The sequence below is a fragment of the Streptomyces sp. NPDC058375 genome, assembly GCF_042723425.1.
Taxonomy (GTDB): Bacteria; Actinomycetota; Actinomycetes; order Streptomycetales; family Streptomycetaceae; genus Streptomyces; species Streptomyces durocortorensis.
Window position 1 is genome coordinate 15,599 of record NZ_JBHXJG010000079.1, and the last position, 12,464, is coordinate 28,062.

Below are 12,464 nucleotides of genomic sequence, written 5' to 3' on the forward strand. Positions count from 1 at the left end.
CCCTGTGAACACGTCGCACGACACCGCGCTCACCGGCCGCATCGCTAGCGGCCCCAGCACCCTGCTGCGCGAGGAGATCCTCGATCCGCAGTTCCGCTACGAGTCCGAGCACCTCCTGCCGTTCTACGTAAGGATCGAGCGGGCGCTCGTCGCCGAGTACGCCCGCATGGAGCTCGTCACCCCCGAGCAGGCGGCCGAGCTCGACGGCCTGCTGGCCGGCGCGACGAAGGACGTCCTGGCGGCCAACCAGAGCTCGACCATGTCCGACATCGCGTTCGCCCTCGAACGCCACGTGGAGTCCGGGCTCTCCGCCCCCGTCCCCGCCTGGCACGTCGACCGCAGCCGCAACGACCTCCAAGCCTGCGCCCAGCTGATGTTCGGGCGGGCCCGGCTCGTCGAGGCGGCGGAACACCTGCTGGAGTTCGAGGCCGCCGCGCGGGCGCTGGCCGCCCGTACCGCCGACCGGCCGATGCCCGGCTACACCCACCACCAGGCCGCCCAGATCATCACGCCCGGCTTCCATCTGGCCGCGCTCTCCGAGCACGTCCAGCACACCCTGCGCCGGCTCCTCGCCACCTACGAATCCCTCGACGCGTGCCCGCTCGGCGCGGGCGCCATGTCGGGGCAGGAGCTGGCGTGGGACCGCGACCGGCTGGCCAGGCTGCTCGGCTTCGGACGGGTCCAGCCCAACGCGCTGACCTCCGTCGCCTCCCGCGCCTGGGCGCTCGAAATCACCGCGGAGTTCGGTGTGTTCGGGGTGACGCTGAGCCGCTTCGCCACGGATCTGCTCGCCTGGGGCAGCAGCGAGTACGGCTTCATCGACCTGCCCGACGAGCTGTGCGGGATCTCCTCCGCGATGCCGCAGAAGAAGAACTTCCCGGTCCTGGAGCGGATCCGCGGCCGCAGCGCCCATCTGTCCTCCTTCCACCTGGACGCGAGCCTCGGGCAGCGGAACACGCCGTACTCCAACACCGTCGAGGTGTCCAAGGAGGCCGGGGCGTACGTCAACCAGTCGTTCGAGACGCTGCGCAGCACCCTGCGGCTGTTCACCGGGGTCCTGCGCCATCTCGACTTCGACACCGACCGGATGGCCCGGGTGTGCGCCCGGGAGTTCCTCGGCGGCTTCTCGCTCGCCAACTCCCTCACGCTCGCCGAGGACGTCCCCTGGCGCCGCGCCCAGGTGATCGCCGGCCGGTACGTCGTGGCGGCGTCGGAGGCCGGGCGCGCCCCGGCCGACACCGACCCGGAGCTGCTGCGCGAGGCCGCCGCGACCCAGGGCGTGGTCCTGCGCGACCCGGCCGGGACGCTGGGCGACGCCTTCGACGTGGAGCGGGCGCTGCTCCGTATGAAGTCCTCCGGGTCCACGCACCCGGAGGCGGTGGCCGCCGCACTGCGCGCCCAGGGCGCGGAGCGCGAACGGCTCGTCAAGGAATGGCAGGACAGGGCGGTCAACGCCCGGGGAACGGGGGAGAGTGCAGATGGAAGCGACACCGCGCACGGTGCTGTCTGAGACGGACGGGGCGGCCCGGGGGACCGGCCGGGCCTTCGGGACCTTCGGGGAACTGCTGCAGGGGGTGCTGCCGGGCAGCGACCGGCACTTCATGGTGACCTTCCCGGTCGCCGCGTGGAGCACGGCCTCCTTCCAGCACTTCCCCGACAGCAGCGGACTGGTCGTCTGGCCGCCGCACAAGCGCAAGGCCCTGCGGATCGCCCGGCTCGCCCTCGCGGCGGCGGGCCACGGGGGCGGCGGCGTCCTGGAGCTGGACAGCGAACTGCCCGAGGGCAAGGGCATGGCCAGCTCGTCGGCGGACCTCGTGGCCACGGCACGCGCCGTGGCGGCGGCGATCGGCACCGCGTTCGACGCCCCGACGATCGAGTCGTTCCTGCGGGAGATCGAACCGACCGACGGCGTCATGTACGACGAGATCGTCGCCTACTACCACCGGGAGGCCGAACTCCGCGAAGCCCTCGGCGCCCTGCCGCCCCTGGTGATCGTCGCGCACGACGAGGGCGGCCAGGTCGACACGATCGTGCACAACCGGGCGGCGAAACCGGCCGGGGAGGCCGAGAAGCGGGAGTACGCGCGGCTGCTGGACCGGCTGTGCGACGCCGTCCGGGCGGGCGACCTCACCACCGTGGGCCAGGTCGCCACCCGCAGCGCCCAGCTCAACGCCCGGCTGCGGCCCCGCCGCCGGCTGCCCGAGCTGGAGCGGATCAGCGCCGCGACGGGCGGACTCGGGGTGGTCTGCGCGCACAGCGGCACCGTGCTCGGCATCCTGTACGCCGCCGACGACCCGGCCCTGGAGACGAAGGTGGCCGCCGCACGCGCGGCCTGCGCCGAACTGCCCGGCGCCACCTCCGTACACCGCTCGCTCGGCACGGGCGACGCCTGGCACTCCGGTGCCCGCCGGGCCGTGCCCGTACCCGCTCGTTCTTCGCACACCGACCGTGCCTGGGGGGCATGAACATGATCTTCGACTCGATGAACGAAGCCATCGGCCACACACCGCTGGTCCGCCTCGACCTGCCGGCCTCCGCGGGCACCGAGGTGTACGCCAAGCTGGAGCTCGCCAACGCCTTCGGCATGAAGGACCGGGTCGCCAGGAACATCGTGGCCGAGGCCCGTCGGCTGGGCGTGCTCCGACCGGGCGCCCCCGTCGTGGAGAGCTCCTCGGGCACCATGGCGCTCGGCGTGGCCCTGGTCGGCCGCTCGCTCGGCCACCCGGTCCACATCGTCACCGACCCGCGGACCGACCCGACGACCATGGCGAAACTGCTGGCGCTCGGCTGCGAGGTGCACGTCGTGCCCGCCATGACCGACGGCGGCTGGCAGGGCGCCCGGCTCGCCCGGCTCGCGGAACTCATGCGCGAGATGCCCGACGCCTTCTGGCCGCAGCAGTACAGCAACCCCGACAACCCCGGGGCCTACCGGGCGCTCGCCGCCGAGATCCTGGAGGACCTCGGCCCCATCGACATCCTGGTCGGCGCGGTCGGCAGCGGCGGCTCCCTCTGCGGCACCGCCCGCGCCCTGCGCCGGCACCTGCCCGGACTCCGGGTCCTCGGCGTCGACTCGGTCGGCAGCACCCTCTTCGACCAGCCCGACGTCCCGGGCCGCAAGCAGAGCGGGCTCGGCAACAGCCTGCACCCCAACAACCTCGACCGGACCCAGATCGACGAGGTCCACTGGCTCAACGACCACGAGGCGTTCACCGCCACCCGCGCACTCGCCCGCGAACAGCAGATCTTCGCCGGCAACACCTCCGGCTCCGTCTACCGGCTGCTGCGCGACACCGCACTGCGGGCCGCGCCCGGCACCCGGATCGCGGGCATCTTCCCCGACCGGGGCGACCGGTACACCACCACGGTCTACAGCGACGCCTACTGGCAGGAGCACCGGCTGGCGGACCTCCCGCTGGCCGAGGCCCCCGTCACCGTCGACTACGGCACCGAGGTCTACACCTGGTCCCGCGCCGAGCTGAGCGGACGCCCGGAGCGCCGCCGCCATCTGCTGTTCGTCGAGGCCAACACCAGCGGCACCGGGGTGCAGGCGCTGCGCACCGCCGCCGGCCTGGGCCTCACCGCCGTCCTGCTCACCTCGAAGCCGGAGCGCTACGCCGGGCTGGACGGCACCGGATGCGAGGTCATGGTCTGCGACACCAACGACATGCCCGGCCTCCGCAAGCTGATCCAGGAGCACTTCCGCCGCGAGGAGATCGCCGGGATCACCACGACCAGCGACTTCTACGTGCCCACGGTCGCCGCGCTCGCCGACTGGCTGGGCCTGCCCGGCAACCCCGAGGACGCCACGGTCGCCTGCCGCAACAAGGCGCGGCTGCGGCAGACCCTCACGACGGCGGGCGTCGGCCAGCCCCGGTTCGCCGTGGTGACGGACGAGGCGCAGACCGCCGGGGCGGTGGCGGAGGTGGGGCTGCCGTGCGTGGTCAAGCCCGCCGACGACTCCGGCTCCAACGACGTGCTCCTGTGCACCACGGTCGAGGAGGCCGTCGCCCACGCGGCCCGGGTCCTCGCCGTGCACACCAACGTACGAGGGCTGCCCACCGCACGCACCGTCCTGGTCGAGGAATACCTCGACGCCCCCGAGTACAGCGTGGAGATGTTCAGCGAGGACGGCGAGGCCACCTGCGTCGGCGTCACCGCCAAACACCTCACGGGCCTTCCCCACTTCGTCGAGTGCCGGCACCTGTTCCCCGCCGAACTGCCCGAGGCCGTACGGGAGGAGCTGGCCGAGACCGTACGGCGGGCGCTGAAGGCCGTCGGCATCCGCACCGGCCCCACGCACACCGAGGTCAAGCTCACCGAGCACGGACCGGCGGTCATCGAGATCAACCCGCGGCTGGCCGGGGGCATGATCCCCGAGCTGATCCGGCTGGCCACCGGCCGCGACCTGCTGGAGCAACAGATCCGGGCCGCCGCCGCCCTCCCCGTCGACCTCGCCGCCGACCGGAGCGGCCACGCGGGCATCCAGTTCCTGCTGGCTGACCGCCCCGGAACCCTGGAGACCGTGGCCGGCGCCGACGAGGCCCAGGCTCTGGAAGGCGTCGAGCGCGTCACCGTGACCGTCCGCGAAGGCACGGCCGTACGCCCGGCGCAGAACGCCTACGACCGGCTCGGCCACGTCGTCGCCGCCGGAGCCGGCTCCGCCGAGGTGGCGGACGCCCTGGACACGGCCCTGCGCACCGTCGACGTCCGGCTGAGCCCCGACGCCTGAGCCCCCGGCGCTCCGACACCACCCACAGACCAGCAGCGAAGAGAGCACCGACCATGATTGAACTGCGCAGCGACACCTTCACCCTGCCCACCCCCGCCATGATGCGGGCGATGAACGAGGCCCGCCTCGGCGACGACGTCTACGGCGAGGACCCGACCGTCCTCGAACTGGAGGAGCGCGCCGCCGAACTGCTCGGCAAGCAGGCGGGCCTGCTGCTGCCCAGCGGCACCATGGCCAACCTCGTCTCGATCATGACGCACGCCCCGCGCGGCTCGAAGATGCTGGTCGGCGCGGAGAGCGACATCTACATCTACGAGGCGGCCGGAGCCACGGTCTGCGCCGGCGTCATGTACGAGCCGATCCCCAACCAGGACGACGGCCGGCTGCTCCTGTCCGACCTGCGGCGGGGCTTCCCCGACGACCCGGACGACGAGCAGTTCGCGCTGCCCTCGCTGATCTGCCTGGAGAACACCCAGAACCGGTGCGGGGGCGTGGTGCTGCCGCAGACCTATCTCAAGGAGGTGTGGGAGTTCGCGCACGAGCACGAGGTCGCGGTGCACCTCGACGGGGCGCGGGTCTTCAACGCGGCCACCGCGCTGAGGCTGCCGGTGAGCGAGATCGCGCAGTACGCGGACTCCGTGCAGTTCTGCCTCTCGAAGGGGCTCGGCGCCCCGATCGGCTCGATGGTCGTGGGCACCGCCGAGTTCATCGCGGAGGCGCGGCGGGCCCGCAAGATGCTCGGCGGCGGCATGCGGCAGGCGGGCCTCATCGCGGCGGCCGGGCTGGTGGCCCTGGACGACCTGCACCGGCTCCAGGACGACCACGCGAACGCGCTGCGGCTGGCCGAGGGGCTCGCCGGGATCGACGGCATCGACGTGGACCCGGGCGCCGTGCAGACCAACATCGTCATGTTCCGGGTGAGCGACCCCCGCTTCACCTGGCAGAGCTTCGTCGAGGCGGTCGGCCTGCACGGTCTCGCGCTGGCCGAACTCGGCCACGGCCGGCTGCGCGCCGTCACCCACAACGGGGTCACCGAGGCCGACATCGACCGGGCGCTGTCCATCGTGCGCCGGGTGCTCGCCGACGGACGGGAGCACTGACATGACACCGCAGGACACCGACATGGCACAGCGGAGCATTGGCACGGCACCGCAGGACACCGGCGCGGCACCGCGGACGACCCCCACGGCACCGCACAACACCGGCCCGGCACCGCACAACACCGCCGAGAACCTCCAGGCCGAGCTCCTGGACATGCTCCTCAGCACGGACCGGGACGTCTTCGCGGACGGCACGATCAGCCCGGTGGACCGGGACGGCCCGCTGCCCGCCTCCAGCGCCCAGCGCCAACTGTGGTTCCTGGACCAGCTGCACGGGAGCAACGCCGCCTACAACGTCCCCTTCGCCCTGCGCGTCGACGGCCCGCTCGACCTGGACGCCCTGCGCGGCGCACTCCAGGACCTGATCGGCCGGCACGAGATGCTGCGGTCCGTCCTGGGCCGCGAGACGGACGAACCGGTGCTGCGGATCTCCCCGGCCCTCACGCTCGACATCCCCTGCACCGACGTCCCGGGCGCCACGCCGGACGCGGTCGAGGCGGAGGTGCTGCGCCGGATGGCCGACGCGGCGCAGATCCCGTTCGACCTGACCGAGGGGCCGCTGCTGCGGGCCGCCGTCTTCCGGTCCGGCCCCGGCGCCGGCCGCCACTACCTCTTCCTCAACTTCCATCACATCGTCACCGACGGCTGGTCGGAGAGCGTCTTCTCCCGGGAGCTGTGGCAGTTCTACGAGGGCCGGGTCTCCGGCACACCCGCCGCGCCGCCCGCCCTCCCGCTCGGTTACGCGGACTACGCCGGCTGGGAGCAGGAGTCGCTCGTGGGCGGCGACCTGCGCCGCCAGGTCGACCACTGGAAGACCGAACTGGCCGGCGAGCTGCCCGTCCTGCGGATACCCGCCGACCGGCCCCGCCCGGCCCGGCCCTCCTTCGAGGGCGGCACCCTCCTGGCCGCGCTCCCGGACGACCTGGAGCGGGAGCTGCGGGAGCTGTGCCGACGCGAGGGGGTCAGCCCGTTCAGCGTGCTGCTCACCGCGTTCACCGTCCTGCTGCACCGCTACACGGGCGAGGAGGACGTCATCGTCGGCGCGCCCGTCGCCAACCGGACCCGCAAGGAGTTCGAGGGCATCGTCGGGTTCTTCGTGAACACGGTGGCGCTGCGCTCCCGGGTGCCCGGCGGGGCGACGCTCGCCGAACTCCGGCGGCGTACGCACGAGAGCCTGTTGTCCGCCCAGGCCAACCAGGAGGCGCCCTTCGGCCGGGTGGTGGAGGAGCTGGCTCCCGACCGCGCCCCGGGCCTCAACCCGGTCTTCCAGGTCATGTGCAACTACCTGGACCTGCGCGAGGAGACCCGCGTCCCCGGCCTGGACGTGCGCTTCCTGGAGATCGAGGACCGCGTCACCCGCTTCGACCTCGAAGTCCACTTCGAGGCCGGGCCCGAGGGCACCGCCTGCCGCTTCGTGTACAGCAAGGACCTCTACGACGAGGACCGCGTACGGCGGATGACGGGCCACTACCTCGCCGCTCTCCGGGCCCTGCTGACCACGCCCGACGCCCGCGTCGACGAGATCGGCCTCCTCACCTCCGAGGAGCACGCACGCGAGATCACCGGCCAGAACGCCACCGCCGCTCCCGTCGCCGAGGCGACCCTGCCCGCCCTGGTCGAGGAACAGGTCGCCCGGACGCCCGGCGCGCCGGCGGTGATGTTCGAGGGGGAGACCCTCAGCTACGCCGAGCTGAACGAGCGCGCCAACCGGCTCGCCCACACCCTGATCGCCCGGGGAGCGGGCCCGGAGCGGTCCGTCGCCCTGCTCGTGCCCCGCTCGCTCGACATGATCGTGGCGCTGCTCGCCGTGTTCAAGAGCGGCGCGGCCTACGTCCCGGTGGACCCGGACTACCCCCGCGACCGCGTCGCCTACCTCCTCGGCGACGCCGCCCCGGCGCTGACGATCGCCCATTCCCGGACCGCCGGCCTGGTGCCGGAGGGGGCCGAGCGGCTGCTGCTGGACGACCCCGCGCTGATCGCCGAGACGGCCGCCCGCCCGGCCACCGACCCCACGGACGCGGAGCGCACCGCGCCGCTCACCGCTCTGAACACGGCGTACGTCATCTACACCTCCGGCTCCACGGGCCGCCCCAAGGGCGTCCTGATGCCGGCCGCCGGGCCCCGCAACCTGATCCTGTGGCAGCGGGACACGATGGCGGGCATGACCGGCGCCCGGACGGCCCAGTTCACCGCGGTCGGCTTCGACGTCTCCGTGCAGGAGATCCTCTCCACGCTGATCTCCGGCAAGACGCTCGTGGTGCCCACCGAGGACACCCGGCGCAGCGCCGAACAGCTCGTCCGCTGGCTGGACCGCCACCAGGTCAACGAGCTGTACGCGCCCGCCCCGGTCATCGACGCGGTGTACGAGGCCGCCGAGGAGCTCGGGCTCGCGCTGGCCTCGCTGACCGACGTCCAGCAGGCCGGTGAGGCGCTCACCCTCGACGACCGCGCCCGCGCCCACCACACCGGGAACGGCCGGCGGCTGCACAACCTGTACGGCCCCGCCGAGGCGCACGGGGCGACGGTCCACTCCCTGCCCGCCGACCCCGCCCGCTGGCCCGTCGCGGCCCCGATCGGCCGGCCCGTCGCCAACACCCGGGTCTACGTCCTCGACGGGCGGTTGCGGCCGGTGCCCGCGGGTGTCGTGGGCGAGCTGTACATCGGCGGCGAGGGCGTCGCCCGCGGCTACGCGGACCGCCCCGGCCTCACCGCCGAACGCTTCGTCGCCGACCCCCACGGTCCGGTCGGCTCCCGGATGTACCGGTCCGGCGACCTCGCCCGGCGGCTGTCCGACGGGACCCTGGAGTTCCAGGGCCGGGCCGACCACCAGGTCAAGATCCGCGGCATCCGCGTGGAGCCGGGCGAGATCGAGTCCGTACTGGCCAAGCACCCCTCGGTGGCCCAGGTCGCGGTGCTCGCCCGGGACGACCGTCCCGAGGGGAAGTATCTGGCCGCCTACGTCGTACCGGACGCGGGAAGCACCCCGGACACCGGCGAACTGCGCCGCCACGCCGAGGAGTTCCTGCTCTCCGCGATGGTGCCGAGCGCCTTCGTCACCCTGGACGCCTTCCCGCTCTCGCCCAACGGCAAGCTGGACCGCCGCGCCCTGCCCGCCCCCGCGTTCACCCCGGCGGCGGGGAAGGCGCCCGGGAGCCGCCGCGAGGAGGAGCTGTGCGCCCTCTTCGGCGAGGTGCTCGGCCGGCAGTGGCACGACGTCGACGCCAACTTCTTCTCCGGCGGCGGCCATTCGCTGCTCGCCACCCGGCTGATCAGCCGGATCCGCTCGGAGCTCGGCGTCGAACTCCCCATCCGGACCGTCTTCGAGACGCCGACGGTCGCGGCCCTCGCCCGGGCCCTCGAAGCGGCCGAGGGCGCGCGCAGGCCGCTGGTCCGCGCGGAGCGCCCGGACGTCGTACCGCTGTCGTCCGCCCAGCAACGCCTGTGGTTCCTCAACCGGTTCGAGGACCAGCGGGCCGCGTACAACATGCCCTCCGCGCTGCGGCTCACCGGTCCCCTCGACCGCGCGGCCCTGGAGGCGGCCCTCGGCGACCTCGTCGCCCGGCACGAGACGCTGCGCACGGTCTTCCCCGACTCGGCCGACGGCCCCCGTCAGCAGCTCCTGGACCCGGCGGAGGCGCGCCCCCGGCTCGTCGTCACCGAGACCACCGGGCAGGAGGTGGCGGCCGCCGCCTCCCGGGCCGCGGGCGAGGGCTTCGACGTCACGGTCGACCCGCCGGTCCGCGCCCACCTCTTCGCCACCGGCCCGGACACCCATGTCTTCCTGCTGGTGATCCACCACATCGCCGGTGACGGCTGGTCCATGGGCCCGCTGTGGCGGGACCTGGCCGCCGCCTACGCCGCACGGACGCGGGGAGCGGCGCCCGAACTCCCGCCGCTTCCCGTGCAGTACCCCGACTACACCCTCTGGCAGCAGGACCTCCTCGGCAGCGAGGACGACCCGCACAGCACGGCCGCCCGCCAGCTCGCCTTCTGGCGCACGGCGCTCGACGGCGCACCGGAGGAGACCGTGCTGCCCGTGGACCGGCCGCGCCCGGCGGTGGCGAGCAACCAGGGCGGGACGGTGCCGTTCCGGATCCCCGCACCGCTGCACCGGCGGCTCCTGGAACGCGTGCAGGAGACCGACACCAGTCTCTTCATGGTGCTCCAGACCGGTCTGGCCGCCCTGCTGGGCCGGCTCGGCGGCGGCACGGACATCGTCATCGGCAGCCCGATCGCGGGCCGCACCGACGAGGCGCTCGACGAGCTGGTCGGCTTCTTCGTCAACACGCTGGCGCTGCGCACGGACATCTCCGGCGACCCCACGCTGCGGGAGCTGCTGGGCCGGGTACGGGACACCGACCTCGCCGCGTACGAGAACCAGGACATCCCCTTCGAGCGGCTGGTCGAGGCGCTCAACCCGGCCCGCTCCCTGACCCGTCACCCGCTGTTCCAGGTGATGCTCACCCTGCACAACGACACCGAGGACCTGCTCGACCTGCCGGGCGTACGGGCCGAGCCGGTCCCGCTCGACCTCGACTCGGCCGTGTTCGACCTGCACGTCGACCTCACCGAGAGCCACACCCCGGACGGCGACCCCGACGGTCTGGACGCTTACGTCGAGTACAGCGTGGACCTCTTCGAGGAGGCGAGCGCGCAGGACTTCGGCGACCGGCTCGTCCGGATCCTGGAGGCCTTCGCCGACGACCCCGGACGCCGCCTGGCCGCCGTCGACCTGCTGGCCTCCGAGGAGCGCGCCGACCTCGTCGTCACGCGGAACTCCCGGACCTGCCCGGTCGCTCCGGCCACCCTCGTCGAGCTGTTCGAGGAGCGGGTGGCGCGCGCCCCCGAGGCCCCCGCCCTGGTCTGGGCCGGCCGGACGATCTCCTACGGGGAGCTCAACGCCCGCGCCAACCGGGTGGCGCACCACCTGATCGCGGCCGGCGCGGGCCCCGAGGACCTGGTCGCGCTGGTGCTGCCACGCTCGGCGGACATGGTGACCGCCATGCTCGGCGTGCTGAAGTCCGGCGCCGCGTACATGCCGATCGACCCCGCCGCGCCCGCCGCCCGGACCGCCGCCACACTGGAGAACGCCGCGCCGGTCGCCGTGTTCACCGTCGAGTCGGTCGCCGCCCTGGTGGACACCCCGGGCAAGGAGTCGAATCCGGCCGACGCGGACCGGGTGCGCCCGCTGACCCCGCGCCACGCGGCGTACGTGGTGCACACCTCGGGATCCACCGGGCTGCCCAAGGGCGTCCTGGTCGAGCACCACGCGGTGGTGAGCTTCTTCCACGCGCTCACCCGCCGGTACGAGGTGACCGACGCCGACACGCTCCTGCACTTCGCGGCGCCCACCTTCGACGTGCACGCCCAGGACGTCTACTGCTCCCTGCTCTCGGGCGCCGCCCTGGTGGTGGCCTCCGACGAGGAGCGCCGCGACCCCGAGGTGCTCACGGAGCTGATGCGCACCACGGGCGTCACCGTGGCGGAGTTCCCGCCGGCGATGCTGCCGCTGCTCGATCCGGAGCGGCTGCCCGGACTGCGTCTGGTCTCGGTCGGCGGGGAGGCCTACGCCGGCTCCCTCGTCCCGCTGTGGACCGCCGGGGGACGCACGTTCTTCAACGGCTACGGCCCGGCCGAGAGCACCGTCGCGGTCACCGTGATGGACTGCGTCGACGTCCACGACCGTACGCCGATCGGCCGGCCGATCGAGAACGTCCAGGTGTACGTGCTCGACGCCCGGCTCCAGCCGGTGCCGCCGGGAGTGACCGGCGAACTGTATCTGGCGGGAGCGCAGTTGGCGCGCGGCTATCTGGGCCGCCCGGGGCTGACCGCCGAACGGTTCGTGGCCGACCCGTTCGGGCCGCCCGGCTCGCGGATGTACCGCACGGGCGACCTGGCGCGCTGGCGGCGGGACGCGATGCTGGAGTTCCACGGCAGGACCGACGACCAGGTGAAGATCCGGGGCTTCCGGATCGAGCTGGGCGACATCGAGGCGGCGCTCTCGGCACACCCGGCGGTCGACCAGGCCCGCGTCCTGCCCGTCGACATCCCGTCCGTGGGGCGGCAGTTGATCGCCTTCGTGGTCCCGGAGACCGGGGTGCCCGCGCCTGACGAGGCGCAGTTGCGCGGCTGCGCCGAGGCGGCCCTGCCGGACTACATGGTGCCCTCCGCGTACCGCGTGCTCGACGCACTGCCGCTCACCACGAACGGCAAGGTGGACAAGAGGGCCCTGCTCGCGCTCGGGGTACGCCCGACCCGCCTCGCGTACGCGGCCCCCGCCACGGACACCGAACGCGGGGTCGCGGAGATCTGGGCGGCGCTCCTCGGACTGGACCGGGTCGGCCGCCAGGAGAGCTTCTTCGCCCTGGGCGGGCATTCGCTCCTGGCGATCCAGGCCCTCACCCGGATCCGCGCCCGGTTCGGCGTACCGCTGACCGTCCAGGAGTTCTTCCAGGCGCCGACGGTCGCCGGGCTCGCCGCCGTCGTCGACACGGCCGACCCGGCTGCCGCCGCTGCCGCCGACGAGGACGACGGCCCGCGCATCGTCCGCCGCAGCCGCACCGCGCGCCGCTAGAGCGCGCCTCTCACCAGCACCACGGGCGGCGGAGAGCCCAGCGCCTCCGCCGCCCTTTTAC

General features: G+C 73.5%; 5 protein-coding genes. All 5 read left to right on the forward strand.

What is annotated here, in order from left to right; translation table 11 throughout:
- Nucleotides 1–4 precede the first annotated feature (4 nt).
- From ACFWM7_RS15630 to ACFWM7_RS15650, 5 genes are read left to right on the forward strand one after another with little or no spacing between them, the layout of a single operon-like run.
- The gene (locus tag ACFWM7_RS15630) at nucleotides 5–1,510 is read left to right on the forward strand and encodes an argininosuccinate lyase (RefSeq protein WP_383260530.1); all 1,506 of its coding nucleotides are present in this window, start codon (nucleotides 5–7) and stop codon (nucleotides 1,508–1,510) included.
- The gene (locus ACFWM7_RS15635) at nucleotides 1,479–2,465 is read left to right on the forward strand and encodes a kinase (RefSeq protein WP_383260532.1); all 987 of its coding nucleotides are present in this window, start codon (nucleotides 1,479–1,481) and stop codon (nucleotides 2,463–2,465) included. Before ACFWM7_RS15630 ends, ACFWM7_RS15635 begins: the two co-directional genes overlap by 32 nt.
- Nucleotides 2,462–4,729, forward strand: coding sequence for a pyridoxal-phosphate dependent enzyme (locus ACFWM7_RS15640; RefSeq protein ID WP_383260534.1), 2,268 nt, complete (start codon nucleotides 2,462–2,464; stop codon nucleotides 4,727–4,729). Before ACFWM7_RS15635 ends, ACFWM7_RS15640 begins: the two co-directional genes overlap by 4 nt.
- 53 nt (nucleotides 4,730–4,782) lie before the next feature.
- Complete coding sequence (gene ltaE, locus ACFWM7_RS15645; RefSeq protein WP_383260535.1) at nucleotides 4,783–5,829, forward strand: low-specificity L-threonine aldolase; 1,047 nt, start codon at nucleotides 4,783–4,785, stop codon at nucleotides 5,827–5,829.
- Nucleotide 5,830: 1 nt separating this feature from the next.
- A complete protein-coding gene (locus ACFWM7_RS15650; protein WP_383260538.1) occupies nucleotides 5,831–12,403 on the forward strand; it encodes an amino acid adenylation domain-containing protein in 6,573 nt (2,190 codons plus the stop codon).
- Nucleotides 12,404–12,464 lie beyond the last annotated feature (61 nt).